The 23350-nt window shown below is 71.8% G+C and carries 21 protein-coding genes and 1 pseudogene; 16 read left to right on the top strand and 6 right to left on the bottom strand.

All coding sequences use genetic code 11. The annotated features are described in order from the left end of the window. The first annotated feature begins 191 nt into the window (after window positions 1-191). The 5 genes from ACIRFH_RS19540 to ACIRFH_RS19520 are packed head-to-tail and all read left to right on the top strand — an operon-like array spanning window position 192 to window position 5108. Window positions 192-950: a class I SAM-dependent methyltransferase gene (locus tag ACIRFH_RS19540; protein WP_403522169.1), complete on the top strand. Its 759-nt coding sequence runs from the start codon at window positions 192-194 to the stop codon at window positions 948-950. A 17-nt stretch (window positions 951-967) separates the two neighbouring features. Beyond that, window positions 968-2686, top strand: coding sequence for an AMP-binding protein (locus tag ACIRFH_RS19535; RefSeq protein ID WP_403522167.1), 1719 nt, complete (start codon window positions 968-970; stop codon window positions 2684-2686). A 7-nt stretch (window positions 2687-2693) separates the two neighbouring features. After that, window positions 2694-2846 carry a hypothetical protein gene (locus ACIRFH_RS19530; protein WP_159066235.1) on the top strand — a complete coding sequence of 51 codons (153 nt, stop codon included), beginning with the start codon at window positions 2694-2696 and terminating at the stop codon, window positions 2844-2846. Window positions 2847-2854: 8 nt separating this feature from the next. Further along, a complete protein-coding gene (locus ACIRFH_RS19525; RefSeq protein ID WP_403522165.1) occupies window positions 2855-3547 on the top strand; it encodes a TetR/AcrR family transcriptional regulator in 693 nt (230 codons plus the stop codon). 58 nt (window positions 3548-3605) lie between these two features. Further along, window positions 3606-5108, top strand: a complete 1503-nt coding sequence (locus ACIRFH_RS19520) for an MFS transporter (RefSeq protein WP_403522163.1) — start codon at window positions 3606-3608, stop codon at window positions 5106-5108. A gap of 115 nt (window positions 5109-5223) precedes the next feature. Here ACIRFH_RS19520 and ACIRFH_RS19515 read toward each other — a convergent pair whose 3' ends face one another. From ACIRFH_RS19515 to rfbA, 3 genes are all read right to left on the bottom strand, one after another. Next, window positions 5224-6438 carry a glycosyltransferase gene (locus ACIRFH_RS19515; RefSeq protein ID WP_403522161.1) on the bottom strand — a complete coding sequence of 405 codons (1215 nt, stop codon included), beginning with the start codon at window positions 6436-6438 and terminating at the stop codon, window positions 5224-5226. A gap of 99 nt (window positions 6439-6537) precedes the next feature. Beyond that, window positions 6538-7686 carry a winged helix DNA-binding domain-containing protein gene (locus ACIRFH_RS19510; protein ID WP_403522159.1) on the bottom strand — a complete coding sequence of 383 codons (1149 nt, stop codon included), beginning with the start codon at window positions 7684-7686 and terminating at the stop codon, window positions 6538-6540. Window positions 7687-7724: 38 nt separating this feature from the next. Next, window positions 7725-8600: a glucose-1-phosphate thymidylyltransferase RfbA gene (gene rfbA / locus ACIRFH_RS19505; protein ID WP_403522157.1), complete on the bottom strand. Its 876-nt coding sequence runs from the start codon at window positions 8598-8600 to the stop codon at window positions 7725-7727. Between the two features lie 245 nt (window positions 8601-8845). Here rfbA and ACIRFH_RS19500 point away from each other — a divergent pair, with 245 nt between their 5' ends. The 3 genes from ACIRFH_RS19500 to ACIRFH_RS19490 are packed head-to-tail and all read left to right on the top strand — an operon-like array spanning window position 8846 to window position 12800. Continuing rightward, on the top strand, window positions 8846-10387 hold the full coding sequence (locus ACIRFH_RS19500; protein WP_403522155.1) for a cation:proton antiporter: 1542 nt from the start codon (window positions 8846-8848) through the stop codon (window positions 10385-10387). A gap of 16 nt (window positions 10388-10403) precedes the next feature. Continuing rightward, window positions 10404-11393 (top strand): dTDP-glucose 4,6-dehydratase, encoded by a 990-nt coding sequence (gene rfbB / locus ACIRFH_RS19495; RefSeq protein WP_403522153.1) that lies wholly within the window; start codon window positions 10404-10406, stop codon window positions 11391-11393. Window positions 11394-11411: 18 nt separating this feature from the next. Further along, window positions 11412-12800: an NDP-hexose 2,3-dehydratase family protein gene (locus tag ACIRFH_RS19490; RefSeq protein WP_403522151.1), complete on the top strand. Its 1389-nt coding sequence runs from the start codon at window positions 11412-11414 to the stop codon at window positions 12798-12800. 113 nt (window positions 12801-12913) lie between these two features. Here the strand turns inward: ACIRFH_RS19490 and ACIRFH_RS19485 are convergent, their stop codons facing one another. Together ACIRFH_RS19485 and ACIRFH_RS19480 are read right to left on the bottom strand one after the other, a co-directional pair. After that, window positions 12914-13435, bottom strand: a complete 522-nt coding sequence (locus ACIRFH_RS19485; protein WP_403522149.1) for a hypothetical protein — start codon at window positions 13433-13435, stop codon at window positions 12914-12916. Between the two features lie 371 nt (window positions 13436-13806). After that, window positions 13807-14145 (bottom strand): annotated as a pseudogene (locus tag ACIRFH_RS19480) (transposase); the annotation flags it as partial. Between the two features lie 133 nt (window positions 14146-14278). Here ACIRFH_RS19480 and ACIRFH_RS19475 point away from each other — a divergent pair. The 3 genes from ACIRFH_RS19475 to ACIRFH_RS19465 all read left to right on the top strand — a co-directional run bounded on the left by ACIRFH_RS19475 (window position 14279) and on the right by ACIRFH_RS19465 (window position 16158). Next, the gene (locus ACIRFH_RS19475; RefSeq protein ID WP_403522148.1) at window positions 14279-14563 is read left to right on the top strand and encodes a colicin D domain-containing protein; all 285 of its coding nucleotides are present in this window, start codon (window positions 14279-14281) and stop codon (window positions 14561-14563) included. A 104-nt stretch (window positions 14564-14667) separates the two neighbouring features. Beyond that, a complete protein-coding gene (locus ACIRFH_RS19470; protein WP_403522146.1) occupies window positions 14668-15357 on the top strand; it encodes a hypothetical protein in 690 nt (229 codons plus the stop codon). 381 nt (window positions 15358-15738) lie between these two features. After that, on the top strand, window positions 15739-16158 hold the full coding sequence (locus tag ACIRFH_RS19465) for a hypothetical protein (RefSeq protein WP_403522144.1): 420 nt from the start codon (window positions 15739-15741) through the stop codon (window positions 16156-16158). On the opposite strand, the gene ACIRFH_RS19460 is transcribed toward ACIRFH_RS19465, so the two are convergent. Then, entirely contained in the window at window positions 16119-16703 is a 585-nt protein-coding gene (locus ACIRFH_RS19460; protein WP_403522142.1) for a TetR/AcrR family transcriptional regulator, read from the bottom strand. The genes ACIRFH_RS19465 and ACIRFH_RS19460 overlap by 40 nt on opposite strands. Window positions 16704-16786: 83 nt before the next feature. Here ACIRFH_RS19460 and ACIRFH_RS19455 point away from each other — a divergent pair, with 83 nt between their 5' ends. The 5 genes from ACIRFH_RS19455 to ACIRFH_RS19435 all read left to right on the top strand — a co-directional run bounded on the left by ACIRFH_RS19455 (window position 16787) and on the right by ACIRFH_RS19435 (window position 23245). Further along, on the top strand, window positions 16787-17590 hold the full coding sequence (locus tag ACIRFH_RS19455; protein ID WP_403522141.1) for an SDR family NAD(P)-dependent oxidoreductase: 804 nt from the start codon (window positions 16787-16789) through the stop codon (window positions 17588-17590). A 501-nt stretch (window positions 17591-18091) separates the two neighbouring features. Then, window positions 18092-18736 (top strand): (2Fe-2S)-binding protein, encoded by a 645-nt coding sequence (locus tag ACIRFH_RS19450; RefSeq protein ID WP_403522139.1) that lies wholly within the window; start codon window positions 18092-18094, stop codon window positions 18734-18736. 12 nt (window positions 18737-18748) lie between these two features. Next, entirely contained in the window at window positions 18749-19732 is a 984-nt protein-coding gene (locus ACIRFH_RS19445) for an FAD binding domain-containing protein (RefSeq protein ID WP_403522137.1), read from the top strand. Then, on the top strand, window positions 19729-21948 hold the full coding sequence (locus ACIRFH_RS19440) for a xanthine dehydrogenase family protein molybdopterin-binding subunit (protein WP_403522135.1): 2220 nt from the start codon (window positions 19729-19731) through the stop codon (window positions 21946-21948). Before ACIRFH_RS19445 ends, ACIRFH_RS19440 begins: the two co-directional genes overlap by 4 nt. Window positions 21949-22126: 178 nt before the next feature. Then, window positions 22127-23245: an XdhC family protein gene (locus tag ACIRFH_RS19435; protein WP_403522133.1), complete on the top strand. Its 1119-nt coding sequence runs from the start codon at window positions 22127-22129 to the stop codon at window positions 23243-23245. Window positions 23246-23350: the final 105 nt, after the last annotated feature.

Below are 23350 nucleotides of genomic sequence, written 5' to 3'. Positions count from 1 at the left end.
TGCGTCACATTCGGTCCCGACGGTGCGAGCACGTTAACCGGCCACTGCGGCGGCCTCTGCTCAAAGTTGGGCAACGCCCGGGTACCCCCGCTCCACTACACTCCCCCGCAAGCGGACCGCTCGGTCCTCTTAGTCCGAACAGCGGCGGGTGCCGGTGCCAGGGTGTCCCGCCCGGATTGGAGAGCACGCCCATGCCGCAAGTCACCGCCGAGTCGCTGTCGTTCGACACGGCCGCCGACGAGTACGACGCTTACCACGGCGGCCTGGAACGAGGGCGCAAGGCAGCCGAGGACCTCTCTCCCCATCTTCTGCCCGGAACCGTTCTGGACATCGGCCTGGGCACCGGGCTGGTCGCCGTCGGCCTGCGCGAGCTAGGACACTCCGTCATCGGTGTGGAACTGGCACCCGAGATGGTCTCCCGCGCCCACAGCCGCCTGGGCGGGCGGGTCGCCCTGGGCGACGCACACGCCCTGCCTTTCGCCTCGTCCTCCCTGGCGAACGTCGTGATGGTGCACGTCCTGCACGTGGTGGACGACATGGACCGGGTCCTCGCCGAGACGGCGCGCGTCCTCGCCCCGGGCGGGCGGCTGGTGACCGTGCACGGCGTGCCGGTCGCCGAGCCCGACGAGCTCGTCGAGGCCGAGGCGCCGCTCAACGTCCTCAAGCCCGAGGTGCCCGACACCCCCGAGCGGCTCGCGGCCGCCGCCGCCAAGGCGGGGCTGCGGGTGCTGGAGGAGGCGGCGGTGAACCCGTACGAGATCGACCTGTCGCCCAACCAGTACGCCGACAGCATCGAGGGCCGCGTGTGGTCCTACCTGAAGGATGTCGACGGCGACACCTGGCAGCGGCTCGTCGTACCCGTCGCCGCGGCGCTGCGCGCCCTGCCCGAACCCGACCGGGAACGACACCAGGTGTGGCGCGTTCCGCTCACCGTCCTCGTCAAGGACTGACCCGTCAGGGGGACCACGTGGATTCCCGGACCGCCATTCCCAGGGACACAGCGCCCGACTTCACCTTCACCGACCTGCTCCGTGAGCGGGCCGCCGAGGACTTCGGCGGCGTGGCGCTCACGGTCGACGGGGGCCTCACGCTGACGTACGGCGAGTGGGACCGCCGCGCGGACGCGGCCGCGAACGGCCTGCTCCGCCTAGGCGAGGCCCGCCTGTGCCAGGTCGCCCTGCTCTTCAGCGGCCTCGACTGGGCGGACTACGCCGTGGCGTACCACGCCGCGCAGCGGACCGGCGCGACCACGGTGCACTTCAACGACACCATGCCCCCCGAGGAGGTCGCCCGCAGGCTGGAGGAGTGCGGGGTCAACGGCATCGTGCACGGTGCCGCGCTGCGGCCGCCCGCGGGCTTCACCGGCTGGACCGCGACCGTCGCGGAACTGGAGGCGGGAGAGCCCGGCCCGCCGCCGCGCGGCACGGTCACCGACGCCGTCGCCGACATCCTCTACACCTCGGGCACCACCGGGCCGGCCAAGGCCATCACGGTGACGCACAGCAACATGATGTACGGGCGGGCGCGCCCCACCATCGACACCCTCGGGGAGTCCGAGTACCTGCTGGCCGCCATGCCCCTGGGCACCTCGTCCAGCCAGGGCACCATCTCGCTGCCACTGCTGTCGCGCAGTACGTTGCTCACCGTCCTGCCCGACTCCCCCGAGCGCACGGCCGAACTGATCCAGCGCTACCGCGTCGGCTCGGTCATGATCACCCCGGCGACGGCACTCACCCTGGTACGGGCCCGGGTGCACGAGCGGTACGACCTGAGCAGTGTGCACACCGTGACCAGCGCGTCGTCCGCCTTTCCGCCGGCGGTCGCCGTCGAGCTGCTCGCGATGCTGCCGGGAGCCCAGCTGGCGACCGCGTACACCTCGCTGGAGGCGTCGCCGGCCGTGGTCCTGAACGTCTTCGACCCGGCCAAGCCCCTCTCCCTGGGCCGCCCCGCGCACGGCACCCGTGTTCGGATAGCCGACGAGCAGGGAAACTCCCTGCCCACGGGCCGGGTCGGAGAGATATGGCTGCACAGCGAGGCCCCCAAGCGCCGCTACCTCGACACCACCCTCGACAAGCGGTTCCACATCGGCGAGTGGACCCGTATGACGGACCTGGGGTGGCTGGACGAGGACGGTGATCTGCACTTCTTCGACCGGGCGGCGGACGCGATCCGCTCGGACGGCGACCTGGTCTCCAGCATCGAGGTGGAGGCCGTGCTCTACGAACACCCCGCGGTCCGGGAGGCGGCCGTGATCGGCACGCCCGACCCCGCACGGGGCGAGGCGGTGAGCGCGGTGCTGGTGCTGTCCTCCCCGGACGAGCTGGACAGCGTCCGCGGCTTCGCCGACGCCCGGTTGCCCGCCGCCAAGTCCCCCGTCCGGTACTTCACGACCGACGCCCTGCCCCGCAGCTTCCTCGGCAAGGTGCTCAAGCGGGAGCTGCGCGACCACTACGCGCGCGCCCGTGTCCCCGCCCAGCAACAGCGGGCGCCGGAGCCCGCCCTCACAAGGAGAACGACCATGCCGCTCGAAACCGAACTCCTCGATGTCCTGGCCTGTCCGGACCACCCCGACGCGGGACTGCGGTACGACGAGACCGCCGAATCCCTGACCTGCCGGGAGTGCGGCCACACCTTCCCGGTGCTGCGGGGCATCCCCGTCATGCTGCCGAAGAGCGCCAGGAAGTGACACGTCCGTGAGCACGCCCGTGCCCGACGTCCGGTGGGCCTCGACGGCATCGCCGCGGCACGGGCACCTGGCCTTGCCGGGCGACGTGGAACCGCGGCGGACGACGAGCCACCACCACGCCGCCGAGGAGCCGCAGGGCGCCGCCCGAGACCAGGAGTGAGAGATTCCGTGTCCACGCGTACGTCCCCGCGTTCACGCACCGACGCGGTGCGCAACCAGCGGCTGCTGGTGGAGGCGGCCACCCGTGCCTTCGCCGAGCACGGCCTGGGAGTTCCCATCTCGCGGATCGTGCGGGAGGCGGGGCTCGGCAAAGGGACGAGCTTCCGCTGCTTCCCCACCAAGGACCACCTCGTGGCGGCTGTCGTCCGGGAGCGGTTCGCCGAACTCGCCGCAGAGGCCGAGTCACTGCTCGACGAGGAGGACGCCGGAAGGGCCCTCCACTCCTTCATGGCGAGCACCGCGGCGGTGTACATCGGCGACCGCGGGTTCTTCGAGTCGCTCTCGCTGGCACCGCGCTCCCACCCGGAGGTCCGCGAGGTCGAGGAGCGGCTGATCACCGCCGTGGAGCAGCTGGTGAGCCGCGCCCAGCGGCAGGGCGCGGTGCGCGCGGACGTCACCGCGACGGACATCCTCCTGCTGCTGGGCGGTGTGCGGCAGGCCGCCGCTCCGCTGCACGCCACCGTGCCCGAGCTGTGGCGGCGCTACCTCGACGTCGTCTTCGACGGGCTGGCCCCACCACCCCCGGGCCACCGCCCGCTGACCGTGCCCGCACCCACCAGGGAGCAGTACGAGGAGTCAGCGCGGGGTCTCGCCCGGCCCTCCCCCGCCCCGACCGACCAGGACCGCGAGGTCCGCCCGTAGTCCGGCCCGCGGCGCACCACCGCCGGCCCGTCCCCACCCCGTCGTCCCAGGAGTACTCGTGACCGTCTCACCGGTGAAGGGCCCAGATCCGGCCGGGGAAGGGGCCCGAAGCGGCCCCGCCCGCCCGGGGCTGCTGCTCCTCTTCCTCTGTCTGGCCGACCTGATGGTCGTGCTGGACGCCACGATCGTGAACGTCGCCCTTCCGTCGATGAAGAGCGGACTGGGCATGACGCAGACCGACCTCCAGTGGGTCGTCAACGGCTACGCGCTCGTGTTCGGCGGCTTCCTGATGCTGGGAGGCCGGCTCGGCGACCTCTTCGGCCGCAAGCGGCTGTTCCTGATCGGCGTGGTCATGTTCACCGCCGCCTCGGTGGTCAACGGCTTCGCCGAGGACGCCGTCGTCCTGATCGTCGGCCGCTGCCTCCAGGGCCTGGCCGGCGCACTGATCGCCCCCACGGGCCTGTCGATCATCAACACCTCGTTCACGGACACCTCCATGCGCACCAAGGCGCTCGGCGCGTGGGGCACCATCGCGGCGGCCGGCGGCGCGCTGGGCCTGCTGCTGGGCGGTGTCCTCAGCACCGCGCTGTCATGGCACTGGATCTTCTTCATCAACGTGCCCGTCGGAGTCGTGGTCCTGCTGGGCTCGCGCCTGATCCCCGACTCCCGGTCGCGGGAGGACGACCCGTCGGTCGACTACGCGGGGGCCGTGACGCTCACCGGCGGCCTGCTGCTGCTGGTCCTGGCGCTCAGCCACGGGGAGTCGTGGGGCTGGACCTCCGTCCGCATCCTCGGATGCGCGGGGGCGGCGCTGCTGCTCCTGGCCCTGTTCCTGGTGGCGTCGGTCCGCAGCCGTTCGCCGATCGTCCGGCTCGGGATCTTCCGCATCCGCACGCTGGCCGTCGCCGACCTGGTCCTGCTGATGCTGACGTCCGGGATCTTCTCGATGTTCTTCTTCTCCTCCCTCTACCTGCAGGACGTCCTGGACTACAGCCCGATCCGCGCGGGTCTGGCCTTCCTGCCCGCCGCCATCGGCGTGATGGTGGGCGCGACGCTGGCGCAGCCGGTCGTGAACCGGCTGGGTCCCGTCGCCGTCGGCGCCGCCGGGCTGGCCATCGGCGCGGTGGGCATGCTGCTCCTCGCCCGGCTGCCGGATGACGGCGACTACGCCGGGGGCCTGCTTCCTGGGCTGCTCACGCTCTCCATCGGCCTGGGGCTGGCCTTCGTCCCGGTGACGCTGCTGGCCACCTCCGGGGTCCCGGAGCAGGACGCCGGCCTCGCCTCGGGGCTGTACCAGACGGTCCAGGAGATCGGCGGGGCGATCGGCCTCGCGGTGCTGTCGGCCCTGGCGACGCGCCGGGCCGCCGAGGAGTTGGACGGCACCTCGGCCGGTGACGCGGCCGCCCAGGTGGCGGCCCAGGTCGCCGGTTTCCGCACCGCGTTCCTGGGCGGAGCGGTGGCCCTGCTGGCAGGAGCCGTGGTGTTCGCGACCCTGCTGCGCAAGCGGCACGTGGCCCCCGTGATGGAGCAGGCGGCGAAGTCGGACGCCCAGCCGGCCTGACGCGCGGAAGCGCGGACGGCCCGGACACGCGGACGCCCGGACGCCCGCACGCGCGACGCCCGCACGCGCGACGGCCGGAGGCGGTGACACCGCCTCCGGCCGTCGCGCGCAGCACCTACATGTCGTCCTCCAGCCCCTTCCCCGCCGCGAGCCGCTCCAGCAGTCCGACCGCCTCCCGGGGACCGGGCAGCTCCCGCAGTTCGGCGCGCATGCGCTGCGCGCCCGTCCGGTACCCGGGGTCCGTCATCACCTCCCGGACGGCCTCGCGCACGGCCTCCGTGGTCAGCTCCACCGGGTCGACGACCCTCGCCAGGCCCAGTTCGGCGCACCGGCGCGCGTTGTCCGGGTGGTCGCCCAGGAAGGGCACCACGACCTGCGGGATACCCGCGTCGAAGGCGCCCACCACGGTGTTGAAGCCGCCGTGCGTGACCGCCGCCGCGCACAGCGGCAGCAGCAGGCTCTGGGGGACGTAGCGCTCCACCCGGATGTGCGGCGGCTGCGGACCGAGGTCGGCGGGGTCGCTGTCCCGGTCGACGGTGGCGACGACGTTCACCGGTTCGTCCTCGAAGGCGCGCAGCACGGCGGAGAACAGGCCCGGGAAGGCGCCCGGCACCCAGCGGTTGGTGATGGTGCCGAAGGTGACGTAGACGAGGGGACGGTCGGGCAGCCGCCGCACCCAGTCGGGCAGTTCCTCGCCCTCGGCCCGGTCGAACGGCATCGGCCGCAGGGCGCGCAGGGTGGCCGGCCGGGACCGCCCCGACGGCAGATAGCTCGGCGGCGCACAGCACAGGTGCAGATGGCGGTGCAGCATCCGCTGCTCGGGGTCGGGCGGCAGCCCGGCCTCCTCACGCGCCCGGTCCAGTTCACGCTGTATGTCGCCGCGCAACGGTGACATGTCGTACAGCGGTGTGGTGTCCAGGGCCGCGTGGGGCACCCCGAGGCACTCGGCGGCCACCGCGCCGCCGACCTCGTAGCTGTCCCGCACGACGACGTCCGGACGCCACGTCCGGGCGAGCGCGAGCAGGTCGGGCACCATACGGCGGGTCCGTACGCCGTACAGAACGCGGGATATGGCGATACGGTCCATCTCGATGCCCGTGGGCGGCAGGCCCCGCGCGCTCTTCTTGAGCTCAAGGAACTCGGCGTCCTGGTCGCCGTCCCGGCTCAGTCCCGCCTCGAACGTACGGAAGCCCATCGCCTCGGCCAGGTCCGACATCGGTCGGCCCGTGGCGAACGCCACCTCGTGGCCCGCCTCCCGGGCGGCCGAGGCCAGCGGGAGCAACGGATGGAAGTGACCCGGGGCCGGTGTCGTCGTGAACAGCACACGCATCGGCAGACTCCTCACCTGTCGGTTGCCGAGGTGTCTACCGGACTCCCGCGGGTGGCCACTGCTCACTTGTGTCCAGTCGGCGGCCTCCCCGTCCGGCCGTCACACCTCGTCGACGGCGACGGAGTGCTCGGCCACGTCCGGCGCGCACACCGGCAGCAGGCGCTCGGCCTCCTCGGTGAGTTCCGCCCGGGCCTGCCGCGGGAGCCGCTCCAGGGGATGCAGCGTCAGGACCGCCGTGCGCCGCTTGCGCTCCAGCGACCAGGTGCCGGCCACCCTCCCGTCCACCAGGAACGTCGGGCGGACCTGGAGGTTCGCCTTGGCGTACACCGCCTCCCGGTGCTCCTCGGGCAGGATGCGGGACCGGCGCTTGGGCGCGTACGCGAGGAGCGTGCTGTCGAACCACGGCAGCAGGCGTACGGAAGCGGGCCCGTCCTCACCGGGCCGCGGCGCGCCGGGAAGGTCGTACAGCACCCGCCCCCTTTCGTCCCGGAACAGCGCCAGCTCCGGTTCGAGTTCTTTCAGCAAGGCCTTCACGGGGGTGACCTTCCAGCCGATCCACTGCGCCACGTCGTCGGCGCCCGCAGGCCCGAACGCCCCCAGGTGCCGTCGGACGACGGTGCGCAGGGCCTCCTGGGGCTCGGGAGGAACCCCGTCGGAGGGGACCGGGGCGGCCAGCACGTCCTCCGGGACCCGCGGCCCCCACCGCCCGTCGGCGGGGGCCCGGACCAGGCGTACGGTGGAACGGAAGGGGCGCCATCCGTACTTGCGCTGCACCTCCAGTTCCGCCTCGTCGACGGCGTCCGGGTGGCCGGCGACCCAGTCCTCGATCCAGGCCGTGACCTCGTCGGGCGTGCGGGGTTTTTCCGCCGCGAACTCCGGCAGCCGGGACCGCAGTTCCTGGGCCTCCGGGGTCGGCTCACCGCCCGAGCGGCGCCACGTGTCGTCCCCGACCGCCATGACCGCCGCGGCGAACGCGGAATGCTGCGCGGAGGTGACCAGATGGAGCGTGCGGCGCAGCAGCGTCCCCAGCACCAGACCGCCCCGGTCCAGCTCCACGGGCACGGTGTCCGCGCCGATGCCCTCCACCCGGGACCAGAGAGCGACGGTCAGGGCGGGCCAGTACTGTGCCTGGACGGCGCCGATACGCTCCACGGCCTCCGCCGGGGGAACCGCCATCCGCTCCAGCAGCCCCTGCCGGGCCAGCAGCGCGCGGTTGAGGGCACGTTCGGTGAGTCTCTCCAGAGCCACGGCTTCCCCCACTGCTCGGTCGACGGGTCGCCAACACCCTAGCGGCTGGGCCGGGTTCCCAGCAGTTCCATCAGATAGCGGCCGTAGCCGTTGTGCACGAGGGGCTCGGCGAGCGCGCGCAGCTGCTCGTCGTCGATGAATCCCCGCCGCCAGGCGGCCTCCTCGACACAGCCGATCTTCAACCCCTGCCGTTCCTCGATGACGCGGACGAACTCCGACGCCGCCGCCATCGCCTGGACCGTGCCCGTGTCGAGCCAGGCCACCCCCCGTTCCAGCACGGTCACCTCCAGCTGCCCCAGCCGCAGGTACTCGGTGTTCACGGCGGTGATCTCCAGTTCACCTCGGTCGCTCGGCCGGATGGCGCGGGCGATCTCGACGGCCTGGTTGTCGTAGAAGTACAGCCCGGGGATGGCGAACGGGGAGCGCGGGTGGCGGGGTTTCTCCTCCAGGGAGAGCGCCCGGCCGTCACCGTCGAACTCCACCACCCCGTACTCGCGGGGATCGGCGACGCGATGGGCGAAGATCCGCCCGCCCTTGGGGTCGGTGTGGGAGTTCAACTGCTCGCCGAGGCCGACCCCGTGGAAGACGTTGTCGCCGAGGATCAGCGCGACCGGCTCGTCGCCGATGAACCGCTCCCCGACGAGCAGGGCCTGGGCGACTCCTTCGGGACGGGGCTGCATGGCGTACTCCAGCCGCAGTCCCAGCTGGCTCCCGTCCCCCAGCAGATGGCGGAAGGCGGGGAGCGCGTCCGGGGAGGTGACGATCAGGATCTCCCGTATGCCCGCCATGATCAACGTGGTCAGCGGGTAGTAGACCATCGGTTTGTCGAACACCGGCAGGAGCTGTTTGCACACCGCACGGGTCAGTGGCCACAGTCTGCTGCCCGTCCCGCCCGCCAGAACGATTCCACGCATCGCCCCGCCTCCGCGTCTCCTCGTCCTCCGATACGGCCGCCGACTCGCCGCCCGCGCCGCAGCATGGCATCCGGGGGTCACGCGTCACGCTCAAGATTGAGCAGATGTGTGCGGAGCGCGGTGCGGCGGCCCCTCGCCCGCGGCAATGCGCAATTGTGCGTATCCCGCTCCCGCGACGGCTTCCTAACGTCGGGCTCCATCGTGTGACGGACACCCGAGGGAGAGCGAGGCGGATGGACAGGGCAATGGACAGGGCATCGGAACCCGGCGGTTCGCCGGGCCGGCACCGCAATGTCTGCGTGGCCCTCGTGTTCGTCGCCCTGCCCCTGCTGATCGGCCTGCTGGCCCTGTGGTACCAGGCGGGGGCGTCCGGGGCGACCGACTCCGGGCCCCGCACACCGCCGCCGGGCGCGGACACGGCCGCGCACCTGCTGGCCGCCGCCGCGATGGTGCTGGGCGTCTCCCACGCCGCCGGCCGGCTGGCCGCGCTGGCGGGACAGCCACCGGTCATCGGGGAGATCTGTGCCGGGTTGCTCCTGGGCCCCTCGCTCCTCGGGCACGCGGCGCCGGGCGTGTGGGCGTGGCTGTTTCCCGGCCGGATCCTTCCGATGCTGGACGGCCTGGCCCAGTTGGGCCTGGTGTTCTTCATGTTCGGGGTGGGGCGGGACCTGTCCGCCGTGCGTCTGCGCACCGTGGGCGGGCGGACCGTCCTGGTGAGCCTGGCGTCCCTCGCAGTGCCGTTCGCCGGAGGCACGGTGGCGGCCGTCGTGCTGGCGGACGACCATGCCGGGCCGGCCGGCCCGGTCTCCTTCGCGGTCTTCCTTGGCTGCGCCCTGGGCATCACTGCCTTCCCCGTCCTGGCCCGCATCCTGTCGGAGCTGGGCCTGTCGCACACGCCGGTGGGCCGCACGAGCCTGCTCGCCGCGGCGGTCGGGGACGCGGGGGCCTGGCTGCTGCTGGCGGCCGCTGTGACCGTGGCGCAGGCGCCGGGCTCCTCCGGGCCGGGGCTCGTCCTGATGGCGGCCGGGGCCGCGGCCGCCGCCCTGTGCCTCGGACCGCTGCGCCGGGCGCTGCACCGGGTGGTGTCCAGACGGTACGGCGACGACGGCGCGGAAGGCGGCGTCTCGCTCCCCGTGCCCCTCCTGGCGTGCGCCGTCTGCGCCTGCGCGGCGCTCACCTCGGTGCTCGGGCTGCACGCCGCGCTCGGCGCCTTCCTGGCCGGCGCCGTCCTCCCGGCCGGGAGCGGCGCCGTCTCCGCGGTGGCCGACCGCATCGCGTCCTTCTCGGCCGGGATCCTGATGCCGTTCTTCTTCCTGGGCTTCGGGCTCTCGGTCGATCTCTCGGCCCTGTCCACGGACTCGGGGACGGTGGCCACCACCGGAGCGCTGCTCGCCGTCGCCGTCCTCGCCAAGCTGCTCGGGCCCGGGCTGTGCGCATGGCTGACGGGCATGCCGTGGCGGGACTCCCTCAGGCTGGGCGTGCTCCTCAACGCCCGGGGGCTGACCGAACTCGTCGTCCTCGGCATCGGCTGGGAGGCCGGAGTCATCGACCAGCAGATGTTCACCATACTCACGGTCGTCACGCTCATCACCACAGTCATGCCCGCGCCCCTTCTGAAGCTGCTGGACCCGAAGCCGCCGGAAGGCAAGCCGCTGGACCCGAAGCTGCTGGAGCGGGGCGGCGAGCGCGCGGCGGCGACAGGGCGCGGCCCGTCCCCGCCCGGCGCCCCGGGCCACGACGGCCCGGGGGAACCGGCGGGCGACACGGACTCGCCGGAACGGCGCTGAGGAAGGGAGGCCGCCGATGCGCGCACGCACCGCGGCGCTGCTGGTGACGGGAGGGGCCGGGTTCATCGGGTCCCACTTCGTACGCACCGTCCTGGCGGGCGGGTACCCGGAGTGGGCCGGAGCGAGGGTGACCGTGCTGGACAAGCTCGGCTACTGCGGCAACCTGGAGAATCTCGCTCCGGTCATGGACCGCCCCGGGTTCCGCTTCGTCCGGGGCGAGGTGGAGGACGCGGCGCTGCTCGACCGGGTCGTGCCCGGACACGACCACGTGGTGCACTTCGCCGCGGAGTCCCATGTGGACCGCTCGATCGACCGGGCCGGACCCTTCGCCGTCACCAATGTGGTCGGGACGCAGTGCCTGCTCGACGCGGCGCTGCGGCACGGCGTCCGGCGCTTCCTCCAGGTGTCGACTGACGAGGTGTACGGCTCCACCGAGCACGGGGCGTGGACCGAGGACCAGCCTCTCGCCCCCAGGTCGCCCTACGCGGCCACCAAGGCCGCCGCCGACCTGCTCGCGCTCGCCTGGCGCACCACGTACGGGCTCGACGTGGTCATCACCCGCTGCTCCAACAACTTCGGCCCCTACCAGTACCCGGAGAAGGTGATCCCGCGGTTCATCACCAACCTGCTCCGGGACCGACGCGTCCCCCTGTACGGCGACGGCTCGCACGTCAGGGACTGGGTGCACGTGGACGACCACTGCCGCGGCGTGGCCTCGGCCCTCGCCCGGGGCAGGGCGGGCGAGGTCTACCACTTCGGCGGCGGCTGCGAGCTGACGAACCGTCAGCTGACCGCCCGCATCCTGCGGGCGTACGGCGTGGGCTGGGAGATGGTCGAGTTCGTGGCCGACCGGAAGGGCCACGACCGGCGCTATGCACTGGACACCCGCAAGTCCGAGACGGAACTCGGCTACACCCCGCGCATCCCGTTCGACGAGGGACTGAGGCAGACACTGACCTGGTATCGCGCGAACCGCTCCTGGTGGGAGCGGCTCGTCGGCGACTGACCGTTGACGGAGACCGCCATGTCCGAAGCAGACACCCCCGCCCTCCAGCAGCGCCTCCTGCTGTCTGCCGCGGCGCAGGACAGTCCGGTGTTCCCCCTCGACCGTGTCGACGCCTGGCTCGCCGCACGCTCCGTCGAGGCGTTCAGGGTCTCCCGGGTCCCGTTCGACGATCTGGACAACTGGTACTTCGAGCCGGGCAGCGGGAACCTGCGGCACCGTACAGGGCGCTTCTTCTCCATCGAGGGGCTGCGGACGCCCGCCGATGGCCCGGACGCGCCGGAGGCGTTCCAGCCGGTCATCGTCCAGCCGGAGATCGGCACGCTCGGCATCCTCGTCAGGGAGTTCGACGGGGTACCGCACTTCCTGATGCAGGCGAAGATGGAGCCGGGCAACATCAACACCATCCAGGTGTCGCCCACGGTCCAGGCCACCCGCAGCAACTCGGGCCGTGCGCACGGCGGCGCGGCCGTCCGCTATCTGGAGTACTTCTCCGGGAGCGGGCGGGGGAAGGTCCTCGTCGACGTCCTGCAGTCCGAGCACGGCTCGTACTTCCTGCACAAGCGCAACCGGCACATGGTGGTGGAGACGTGCGAGGACATCCCCGCGCACGAGGACTTTCGCTGGCTGACCCTCGGCCAGATCCACCGGCTCCTGCGCCGGGACCACGTGATCAACATGGACGCGAGGACGGTCCTTTCGTGTGTCATGCCGGCCGCGGAGGGCCCGGCCCCGGCCGGCCCGTCCTTCGCCGACCTGGTGCTCCACTCGCTGGGCCGGTCAGCGGTGCCCCGGCACACCCTGCCGGAGCTGATGAGCTGGCTGACCGGGGTACGGACCAACGCGCGCCCACCGGCCAGGCCGGTGCCCCTGGAGTCGACCACGGCGGGGGGATGGGTCCGGGGACCGGACAGGATCGAACGCCGCGGCGGCGGGCCCTTCACCGTCATCGGCACCCAGGTGGAGGCGCCCACCAGGGAGGTGACCTCCTGGACCCAGCCGCTCGTCGAGCCCTCGGGCACCGGCGTGAGCGCCTTCGTCGCCGCCCGGCTCGACGGCGTCCTGCACGTCCTGGTCGAGGCCCGCGAAGAGCCGGGGTCCCTCAACGGCCCCGAGCTCATGCCGACCGTCCACTGTCTGCCGGGCGAGACACATCCGTACCTCGGCCACGTCCTCGCCTCGCCGCCGTCCCGGGTGCGCTACGACGTGCTGCTGTCCGAGGAGGGCGGGCGCTTCCACCACGCCCGGTACCGCAACCTGCTCGTGGAGGCGGGCGACGACTTCCCCCTCGACACTCCCGACTCCCACCGGTGGATGACACTCGGTCAGCTCGCCCGGCTCACCGGTTTCGGCCAGTACGTAGGCATCCAGGCACGGACACTCCTGGCCTGCGCCCCTGCCGCGATGTGACGGTCCTCAGCCGGTCCCCCACACACTCCTCAACACCGCGACGGGCCGGAGCCCACCACCGGATGCGGTGGGCTCCGGCCCGCCCTGCGGTCGGAGGAGGTTTCAACAGACGGTCAGGAGGCCGTCACGCGGGTCGTCGCCGCGGCGGCGACGGGCCCGTCGGGGGTGCACAGCACCTCCAGCCCGAGCGTGTTCAGCCGCAGGTCGGCCGGCGTGAAGGTCACGTCGCCCGGGCCCTGCGCGGTCAGGGTGGCCGTTCCGCCCTCCAGGACGATCGACCGACCGGCCGGCACCGCGGTGCTGTTCGTCAGCCCCTTGACCACGACCGTGCCCGATCCGGCACCTCCGACGGCGATGCCGAGCTCGGCGCCGACCCCGTTTGCCGGGATCTCCTCGGTGACGGGGGTGCCGTCCTCGACGGTCACGGAGAGGGTGATCTGCTCTCCCTGCACGGCGGTCGCCGGTGCGGTGACAGTGATCTTCTCGGTCGTCTGCAGCGTTTCACCTCCCGCGGCGCAGTTGTAGGTGGTGGACACCGTGTCGGCCGCGGCCGGTCCGGTCCCGAGGGCGAGTACGCCCGCCGCAGCGCCGGCCACGGCGACACAGGCGGTCGAGCGCAGCAAGGAGCGACGCATCAGGCAGTCTCCCATCGTTGTCCTATCGACGTTCCGGGCATGACGTGTGACCAACCGCCGACGGCTCGCGCCCCGCACGGTTGATCACTCCGACAGTAGGCACCGGCTCCCCCACCGCATGCTCACTGTTGAGCAGGGAGCCGCCGAGAGGGGCAACATGACCTGATCCGCACGGGAAGGGCTACGGTCGGGGCCGCCCGCATCTCCTGGCGGCAGCCCGGCCCACCGAGGACCCGCAGGCTGCTGCACCCTGAAACAGCGCCAAACCACCGCCGCGAACCCGGCCACGTGCAGCTACGCCATGAGCACGTATCCGGGGCGGCGAAAACGGTCTACTCCAACTCGGCTTCGTGTTACTGACTTCGGCTCGTCAGGGCCCGCATGTTCACCGAGTCGATCGCGCACCGCGACCAGTCCAGCTCCCCGCGCGAGCCCAGCTCGTCCAGGACCAGACGGTGCAGCTTCGCCCGGCCCCGGGCGGCACTCCACTCGGTGAAACGCCGGTGCGCGGTCGGCCCCGATGGGCCGAAGACCGGCGGCAACTGCCGCCAGGTGCAGCCGGAGGTGGCCACGAAGATGATCGCCGCCGGCACCTCACGGTCGCCGTACCGGCGCCGCCCACCACCTTGCGGACGCGTCGGAGCAGGTGGCACCACCCGCTGGAACAACTCCCACAACCCGTCCGGGACCAGCCGCTCCACGATCGTCATGCCTCAAGATCACGAACCAAATGAGACAACGCCTTATGTCGACAATCCGTATTCCTGGACGGACCCGCCGGGGCTCGCCCCGTGCCCTCGAGGCGCGTGGGCGGACAAGGCTGATTTCTCCAGCCAGAAGGTGATGAGCAAGAAGTTCCACGCTCACGCGGGTGACTTCCTCGACGATCCCGGCAACTTGAACAAGGCCAACCTGCAACGGTTCGAAGAGGCCATGCGTGAGCACATGACAGCAGATGGAACGAAGATCTACCGGTTCGACTACAGAGATCAGGGACCGGCGGTCGGGTTCATCGATCCCACATCCCGGAAAATGGTCACGCTGCACGCCGATGATAGATTCTGGTCGGCCTGGAAACTGGGTGACAAACAGTTCCAGGGAATCATCGACAAGGGGTTTCTGCGGTGACCGGTCCAGAACACGGAAAGTCATCGGACCTGGGGAACGTGCTCGATACGGACGGCGCCTTCGCCTCGTCCTGGCTGCGGGAGAAATCGGTGGCCCCGGTGCCCGTGGGCGCGCAGATCGACGCGGCGCTGGCCCGCCGGATCAAGGCCGGCTGTCGTGCCGTCGGGGCCGCGCACATCATCGCCACGAGCCTTGTCGACACCCCCGGTGCGCCATCCCGGCTCCCCGCCGACGCGGACTGCACAGGCATCCGCCCGCCCTGCCTGCTGCGCACACCCGGCGCGCAAGGAGCCGTCCTCTTTCCGGAAGAAGGCTACGCGCTGATCGCGGGAACCGCCGCTTTCATGGCCGCCGCCGTCGGCGAGGGTACCGACACAGCACGCGCACGCTTCGGCCGTTACGCGCGCAGTCTCCCGGAACGTCACCCCTCACTGGCGTCCGTGGCCGCCTCTTACCCGCCCGGCCACAGGGCCTGGTCCCACCCCGGCGACGTCGGCCCGGACAGTGCGGCAGCACGGCAACTCGAACTGCTGGACGCATTCACCGACGGGTCGTGCAGCGCACCGGTCTTCGCGCATGACTGGTGGAAGGCCCGGCGCGCTTCCCAGGCGAACGGGGAGCGGGTCCAAGGGGCGCTCGGCGATCTCTTCGACCAGGTGTTCATGATCCTCGAGGACTACTCGGTCGACCCTGACCTCGCAGAACCCGGCGATCTCGACGACGCCGGACTCCAGACCGCCGTACGCGCCGCCTGGGAGGCGTTCCGTCCGTGCGGAACCGGCCGGAGCCGGTAGCGAACGGAAGGTCAGGGATCATGAAGGACCGGCAGGCACCGGAGCGGCTGGACACCCTTGGGCGCTGCGGACTCGAGGTGCGGCCGGTTGCTCCCCTCGGCGACGCCGACGCCGTGCTCTCCGAGAGTGCCGAGGGAGCGCGAAATCACGTCACAGGCAACGTGTATGGGGGAAACCCCAGGCCAGGCAGGTCTCTCGCGCTCATCTGAGGCCGTCGGGCGGCGTGGAGCGTCAAACGAGCGTCTCGGCCGACGGTCCGTCCCGCTCAGAGCGGAACAGACTGCGGCCACCAGTTCTCCCCGAGGGAACCGTCCCGCTCGCTCCAGAGGTCAGCCCTCACCTCATGACCTGCATCACCTCTGTGGCCGCCACAGTGGACTCATGCCCTCCGGCCCACAGCACTCTGCATCCGCACCGAGGGGTTTCTCTCCCGCGGATGCCGAGGACCTCGCGCTGTACCGGGAGAAGTTCCGGCGGCGTCTGCCGGAGTCGCTGGACGAGCTGCGCGGCCCGCCCCAGGGAGTCGTGGAGCTGCCGCTGCACCTGGCCTGGTCCGAGATGACGTCGTACGACCTGGGCAAGCCGCGCCGGCGCATGGGCCTGTACCGCACCGTGCTGCACGAGGGCCTGCGCGATGACCTGCCCCGGCATCTCGGCCGGGCCCCGCTCCCCCGGCTTTGGCCGATGCTGCGCACACTCGTCGGTCGCACCGTGCGCTCCGTACAGGAAGACGCCTTTGCCGTGCCTGCCCGAACGCCGCCTCAACCGGAGCCCCGCACCGCCGCGAGGCACTGGTCGTAGAGGTCTGCCAGGTCGAGTCGTCCGTCGTGTGCGACCCACAGCTCGGTCGCCGTGTCCGCGCAGGCGAAGACCGTCGCGATGACCGCTCTGGCACGCGGGTCGGGGGCCGGACCGGGGGCGGTGCCCAGCCGCGCCTGGACGGCCGGGACGAGCGCGGCCTGCCAGCGCAGGCGCTTCTCGATGTAGCGGGCGTGCAGCGAGGGAGTGTGGAAAATGAGACGGGAAAGTTCCAGCGCCCGCTCAGGAGTGTGGTTGGCGGTCAGGAGGACCTCGAAGCCGGCGCGCAGGGCATCCCAGGCGGACATCTCGGCCGGCTGCTGCTCGACGGTCCGCTTCAGCAGCTCGCCCAGCGCATCCTGATCCCCGCAGACCAGGTCCTCCTTGGTGCCGAAGTAGCGGAACAGGGAACGCTGCGAGATCCCCGTCTCCCGGGCGATCTGCGCGATCGTCGTCTGCTCGTAGCCCTGCTCGGCGAACAGCCGAATCGCCGTGTCCAGGATCGCCTGGACGGCTACCTGTCGCGAGCGATCCCACAAAGTCGTCATGGACATAAGGCTATCGCCTCTGGACAGGAGCCGCCTTCCTGGCATTAACTGCCAGGAAGGCAGCAACTGAAAGAAGGGCGACCATGACAGCCGTCGACTACCGCGGACAGACCACATTGATCACCGGTGCCAGCGCCGGCCTCGGTGCCGAGTTCGCCCGCCAGCTCGCCGCCCGCGGCTCCGATCTGGTACTGGTCGCCCGCCGCAGGAAACGCCTGGAGGAGCTGGCCGCCGAGCTGCGCTCACACCACCACGTCCAGGTCCACGTCGTGGAGACGGACCTGGCCACGGACAACCCCGGACAGGCACTGGCCGCGCAGGTGGAGCGGCTCGGCCTGCACGTCACCAGCGTGGTCAACAACGCGGGGTTCGCCACGTTCGGCCCCTTCCACGAGGCGGATCCGGCACGGATGCGCCGGGAGATCGCCGTGGACGTGACGGCCGTGGCCGACATCAGCCGCGCCTTCATCGAGCAACTGCGCGAGGAAGGGCGCGGAGTGCTGGTCAATGTGGCGAGCATGGCCGCCTACCAGCCCAACCCACGCATGGCGCTCTACGGGGCGACCAAGGCGTTCGTGCTGAACCTCACCGAGGCGCTGTGGGAGGAGTCACGCGGCACCGGACTGCGGGTGCTCGCCCTGTCCCCCGGCGCCACCCGGACCGAGTTCTTCGACGTCGTGGGCACCATGCAGGCCGCCGGAGGGAGCAAGCTCGCCTCGCCCGTCGACGTCGTCCGCACCGCACTGGCCGCCCTGGACCGCAGGAACCCGCCCCCCAGCGTCATCGCGGGACGTATGAACCAGGTGGCCGCCGCCCTCACCCGCCGCCTGGCCACCCGACGCCAGGTCATCCGGGTCATCAGCCGGCTCACCGCCGAGGGGAGATGACGACAGGCGGGGAAGCCGTCCTCCTGGAGCGCCGTCGAGATCGGCGGGCGGACCTGCTGACCGCGCCGGCCGAGGCCGGCCGCGACGTGCCCGGTGTCGACCTCGACCTCGACGCCCCGGGGCACCCGAGAGGGGTACATCGCACCGCCGCCGGCTGCGCGGTTCCGATCACGCTCCCCACCCATGTCACGGCTTGTTGATGTGGCATCCGACTCGGCGGGATCACCGCACGGCGGAACCACCCCCGCGTGGTCGAGGAGACACACCCGTGCCCACCTCCGTCAGGACCGGCCTCGAGGCGCTGCTGACGCCCGAGGAGAGGGTCGCCCTCGCGCATCTCCGCGAGCGAGGGGAACTTCTCGACATCCGGCGCCGCGGCCGTCATCGCAACCGGGCACGGCCGGTCGCACGCCTGGCGGTGACGACGACACAGCCTCGGTCTCCGGACGCGTCGACGAGTACGGCCATCCACCAGTCCACCACCGAGCCGGAGGTATACACATGTCCACTGGACATGCCGAGTCGGTTGCTCCTTCCTCTGCCGAGTTACCGTCGGCGCCGTCCCGGCGCGCGTTCATCGCGACGACCACCGCGGTCGGCGGTGCCGTCGTCGCCGGTGGCCTGGTCGCGGGCACGCCCGCACTCGGCGCCGGATCGACTGCCGCCGAAGGGCCGCCCAGCGGTCGCCTCTCGCTGACTGTCAACGGCGAGCGGCACACCGTCACGATCGACAACCGGACTTCGCTGCTGGACCTGCTGCGCGAGCATCTCGGTCTGACCGGCTCCAAGAAGGGCTGCGACGCCGGTGCCTGCGGGGCGTGCACGGTCCTGGTCGACGGCCGCCGCGTCACCTCATGTCTCACCTTGGCGATACGCCTGGAAGGTGCCGAGGTCACCACGATCGAGGGTCTGGCCCCGGGCGGGGACGACGAACTGCATCCGCTGCAGAGTGCGTTCATCGAGCAGGACGCCTTCCAGTGCGGCTTCTGCACCTCCGGCCAGATCATGTCCGGCATCGGCTGCATCCAGGAAGGCCACAGCGGCTCCGCGGAGGAGATCCGGGAGTGGATGAGCGGCAACATCCGCCGCTGCGGCTGCTACGTCAAGATCGTCAGGGCGGTCGACCAGGCCGCGCACGGGAAATGAGGTCCGGCCACCATGTACCCCTTCTCCTACACCGAGGTCTCCGACATCCGTGGCGCGCTGGCCGCCGGGCGGCGTGGCGGCCGGTACGTCGCCGGCGGCACCTCCCTGGTCGACCTGATGCGCGAGACCGTCGAACGCCCCCGCACACTGGTCGGCATCAGCGACCTGCCGCTGCGCCAGATCACCGTCACCGAAGACGGGGGCCTGCGCATCGACGCCCTGGTACGGATGGCCGAGGCCGCCGCCCACTCCAAGGTGCGCACCACCCACCCCGTCATCTCGCAGGCACTGGAGCTCAGCGCCTCCCCGCAGCTGCGGAACATGGCCACGATCGGCGGCAACATCATGCAGCGCACCCGCTGCACGTACTTCCGTGCCGTGACCGCCGCCTGCAACAAGCGCGACCCGGGCTCGGGATGCGCGGCACGGAACGGCTTCAACCGCACCCATGCCATCCTCGGCACCTCCGACCACTGCGTGGCCACCCACCCCTCCGACGCCGCCGTGGCCTTCGCGGCGCTGGAGGCGACCGTGAACCTGCTGGACCCGGACGGGAGCGAGCGCAGCGTGCGCTTCGCCGACTTCCTCCTCCGGCCCGGCAGCACCCCCGGCCGCGAACAGGTCGTCCAGCCGGGCGAATTGATCACGGCAGTGGAGATCCCGGCCCATCCGCGCCCGCTCGGATCAGGCTATCTGAAGGTTCGCGACCGGCAGTCGTACGAGTTCGCCCTCACCTCCGCGGCCGTCGTGCTGCACGTCCGCGGCGGGGTGATCCGCGAGGCGAAGATCGCCGCCGGCGGCGTCGGCACCGTCCCGTGGAGACTCCCCGCCGTCGAGCAGCGTCTCGTCGGCGAACGCCCTTCGAACGCCCTGTGGACCGAGGCTGCCGAGCGGGCAGCCGAGGGAGCCCGCCCGCTGGAACACAACCGCTTCAAGATCGAGCTGCTCAAACGCACCGTCGAACGCCAGCTGCGCGTCGTAGGAGGTACCAAGTGAGCCCCCAGCCGCAGGCAGCCGTCGGGGCACCGCTTTCCCGGGTGGACGGGCGGCTGAAGGTCACCGGCAAGGCCGCCTACAGCGCCGACCACGACATCAGGGGAGCAGTTCACGCGGTCGTCGTCGACAGCGGCATCGCGCGCGGTCGCATCACCGCCATCGACACCCGCACCGCCCTGGCCCAGCCCGGCGTTCTCAGGGTGATCAGTCACCTCGACGCACCCAGGCTGGAGTACCGCGACAACCCCGGGGCGTTCATGGACCCACCGGTCGGCGAACGGCTTCATGTCTTCCAGGACGACCGGGTCCGCTTCTACGGGCAGCCCGTCGCCGTGGTCGTGGCCCGGACACTGGAGACCGCGCAGCACGCCGCGCACCAGGTGAGGATCTCGTACGAGGCGGAGAAGCCCTCGACCGACCTGACGGCGCCCGGCCTCCCCGTCAACGACCCCCTGCCCCCGCAGAACTACGAGCGCGGCAACCCGGAAGAGGCGCTGGCGTCCGCGGAGGTGAGGCTGGAGGCCACCTACCGGCTCGGCCGCATGCACCACAACGCCATGGAGCCGCACGCCACCATCGCCCGCTGGGACGGCGACAAGCTCACCGTCTGGGACAAGACCCAGTGGGTGCAGGGGACGCAGAGCGAACTCGCCGCCGTGTTCGGCATCCCGCCGGAATCGGTGCGCGTCGTCTCACCCTTCGTCGGCGGCGCGTTCGGCAACGCCGCGCGGGTCTGGCCGCACTCCACCGTCGCGGCCCTCGCCGCCCGCGAGACCGGGCGCCCGGTGAAACTCGTACTGACCCGCAAGCAGTTGTACTACGCGGTGGGGTTCCGGCCCGCCTACGCGTACACGCTGCGCCTGGGCGGCAACCGGAGCGGGCGGCTGGCCGCGATGGTCCACGACATGACGGCCGAGACGTCCACGTACGAGCACTTCATGGAGGGCGTGGTGTCCGCGGGGCAGATGCTCTACGCCACGCCCCGGGTCAGCCAGAAGTACCGGACGGTGCCGCTGGACGTGAACACGCCGACGTTCATGCGTGGCCCCGGATACGCGACCGCCGCGTTCGCCATCGAGTCGGCCCTGGACGAACTCGCCCACGAGCTGGGCATCGACCCGATCGAGCTGCGGCTGCGCAACGAACCGGAGGAGGACCCTTCCAAGGGGCTGCCGTTCTCCACCCGGCGGCTGCGCGAGTGCCTCCGTGCGGGCGCCGACGAGTTCCACTGGGACCGACGGGTTCCCACGCCGCGCTCCCTCCGCGACGGCGACCGGCTGATCGGCACCGGCGTGGCCGTCGGCTGCTATCACACCGTGCGGCTCGGGGCTCAGGCCCGGGTCAGGCTGGATGCCGACGGCACGGCCCTGGTCGAGTCCGCGTCCAGTGACATGGGTCCCGGCACCTACACCTCGATGACCCAGATCGCCGCGGACGCCCTCGGCCTGACCATGCGGAGGGTGACCTTCCGACTCGGCGACTCCTTCATGCCGGCGTCCCCGCCCCACTCCGGCTCCCTGACCATGGCCAGTATCGGCTCCGCCGTCCAGGACGGCTGCGACAAGCTGCGGCAACAGGCGATCCAACTGGCCGTCGAGGACGAGGACTCGCCCCTGTACGGCGTCGGCGCCGACGACGTCGTCGTCCTCCACGGCCGCCTGCGGGTACGCGGCGACCAGGCCCGCACCGAGACCTACGGGCAACTCCTGGCCCGCAACAACCGCACCCACCTCGAGACGCTCGGCTCCTTCACTCCGCCGTCGGGACCCGGACGGTCCTCCGTGTACGCCTTCGGCGCGACGTTCGCCGAGGTCGCCGTCGACGTTCGCCTGGGCCTGGCCCGGGTCCGGCGGATGCTCGGCGTCTACGACGCGGGCCGCATCATCAGCCCCAAGCTCGCCGAGAGTCAGGCCCTGGGCGCCATGGTCGGCGGCATCGGCCAGGCCCTGCTGGAGCACACGGTCACCGACCACCGCGACGGCCGGATCGTCAACGCCAACCTGGCCGACTACCTCGTCCCCGTCAACGCCGACGTCCCCGGCCTGCGGGCGGTCTACCTCGACAACGGCGAGGACCTCGATGCCGCCCCCATCGGCGTCAAGGGTCTCGGCGAGGTCGTCGCCGTCGGCGTGGCACCCGCCATCGCCAACGCCGTCTTCCACGCCACCGGCCGCCGCGTCCGCGACCTGCCCATCACCATCGAAGCCCTGCTCTGAGCCCGGGGGCGGCCGGCACGCCCGCCGGCCGCCCCCGGCCCGGAACCGGCGCGTCCCGCAACCGTCCTACGACCGCCCGGCGGCCGACTACGCCCCGCCGGCCCCTCCGCACCGCCGCCGCGCCTCCTCCCCGGCACGGCGGCAGCCCGCCCAACCGCCTTTCCCACGGAGACCGGGCATGCTGAACATCACGGAGGCGCTGCACGCCTGGTGCCGCGAAGCGCGCCTCTTCGCCCTCGCCACCGTCATCCAGGTCAACGGCAGTGCGCCCCCGCCGGTCGGCACCTCGCTGGTCGTGGACGCGGAGGGCAATGTGGTCGGGAGTGTCTCGGGAGGCTGTGTGGAGAGCGCCGTCCACGAGCTGTGCCGGCAGGAACTGGAACCGGGCGGACCTCCGGCGGCACGGGCGTGGTTCGGCTACTCCGACGAGGACGCCTTCGCCGTGGGCCTGACCTGCGGGGGCGAACTCGAAGTACTGGTGCAGCGCGTCGATCCCGCCGTCGAGCACCACCTCGCCACGGCCCTCGACGAGGTGGTGTCGGATCGGCCCGTCGCCGTGGCCCAGGTCGTCGACGGCCCGGAAGAACTCCTCGGCCGCACCCTGTCCGTCCTCGGCGACGGCGGCGCGTACGACGGGTCCCTGAGCGACGAGCGACAGGACCGGGCGGTGGCGGACCAGGCCCGCGCGCTGCTGCGGGCCGGGCGGACGGCCCGCGTCGAGGTCGGCGGGAGCGCCGACACCCGCCCCGGGAAGCTGACGCTCCTGGTCCACACCCACGCACCACCGCCCCGCATGCTGATCTTCGGCGCCAACGACTTCGCCGCCGCCCTCAGCCGGGCCGGACGCTTCCTCGACCACCGGGTCACCGTGTGCGACGCCCGCCCCGTCTTCACCACCCCCACCCGCTTCCCGTACGCGCACGAGGTCATCACCGACTGGCCGCACCGCTACCTGGCCGCCACCGAGGTGGACACCCGCACCGCGATCTGCGTCCTCACCCACGACGCCAAGTTCGACATCCCCCTGCTGCGCCTGGCCCTCGGCCTCCCCGTCGGCCACGTGGGCGCCATGGGCTCCCGCCGTACCCACGCCCGTCGCCTGGAACTGCTGCGGGAGGCCGGTGTGCCAGAGGACCGGTTCGCCCTGCTGCACTCCCCCATCGGGCTCGACCTCGGTGCCCACACGCCCGAGGAGACCGCGGTCTCCATCGCCGCGGAGATCATCGCCCACACCGACCACGCCACCGGCCTGTCCCTGTCCCACGGCTCCGGCCCCATCCACCGTCCCGTCCCGTGATGCGAGTACTCCGGCGACGGTCTCCGCTGCGTTCGACGACCGGAATCCGAACGCGTACAGCGGGCTGATCCCGGTGATGCGGCCGGCCGAGCGGTGCGGCCTGTC

It is taken from the genome of Streptomyces sp. NPDC093586 (assembly GCF_044764905.1).
GTDB lineage: Bacteria > Actinomycetota > Actinomycetes > Streptomycetales > Streptomycetaceae > Streptomyces.
The sequence above is the reverse complement of the archived record's forward strand: the minus strand, read 5'-3'. Positions and strand labels throughout refer to the sequence as shown.

Excerpts from the sequence above, each read along its gene's own strand:
- ACIRFH_RS19540 (WP_403522169.1), top strand. The coding sequence starts at position 192 with ATGCCGCAAGTCACCGCCGAGTCGCTGTCGTTCGACACGGCCGCCGAC.
- ACIRFH_RS19515 (WP_403522161.1), bottom strand. The coding sequence starts at position 6,438 with ATGCGTGTGCTGTTCACGACGACACCGGCCCCGGGTCACTTCCATCCG.
- rfbA (WP_403522157.1), bottom strand. The coding sequence starts at position 8,600 with ATGCGTGGAATCGTTCTGGCGGGCGGGACGGGCAGCAGACTGTGGCCA.
- ACIRFH_RS19500 (WP_403522155.1), top strand. The coding sequence starts at position 8,846 with ATGGACAGGGCATCGGAACCCGGCGGTTCGCCGGGCCGGCACCGCAAT.
- rfbB (WP_403522153.1), top strand. The coding sequence starts at position 10,404 with ATGCGCGCACGCACCGCGGCGCTGCTGGTGACGGGAGGGGCCGGGTTC.
- ACIRFH_RS19490 (WP_403522151.1), top strand. The coding sequence starts at position 11,412 with ATGTCCGAAGCAGACACCCCCGCCCTCCAGCAGCGCCTCCTGCTGTCT.
- ACIRFH_RS19485 (WP_403522149.1), bottom strand. The coding sequence starts at position 13,435 with ATGCGTCGCTCCTTGCTGCGCTCGACCGCCTGTGTCGCCGTGGCCGGC.
- ACIRFH_RS19475 (WP_403522148.1), top strand. The coding sequence starts at position 14,279 with ATGAGCAAGAAGTTCCACGCTCACGCGGGTGACTTCCTCGACGATCCC.
- ACIRFH_RS19465 (WP_403522144.1), top strand. The coding sequence starts at position 15,739 with ATGCCCTCCGGCCCACAGCACTCTGCATCCGCACCGAGGGGTTTCTCT.
- ACIRFH_RS19460 (WP_403522142.1), bottom strand. The coding sequence starts at position 16,703 with ATGACGACTTTGTGGGATCGCTCGCGACAGGTAGCCGTCCAGGCGATC.
- ACIRFH_RS19455 (WP_403522141.1), top strand. The coding sequence starts at position 16,787 with ATGACAGCCGTCGACTACCGCGGACAGACCACATTGATCACCGGTGCC.
- ACIRFH_RS19450 (WP_403522139.1), top strand. The coding sequence starts at position 18,092 with ATGTCCACTGGACATGCCGAGTCGGTTGCTCCTTCCTCTGCCGAGTTA.
- ACIRFH_RS19445 (WP_403522137.1), top strand. The coding sequence starts at position 18,749 with ATGTACCCCTTCTCCTACACCGAGGTCTCCGACATCCGTGGCGCGCTG.
- ACIRFH_RS19435 (WP_403522133.1), top strand. The coding sequence starts at position 22,127 with ATGCTGAACATCACGGAGGCGCTGCACGCCTGGTGCCGCGAAGCGCGC.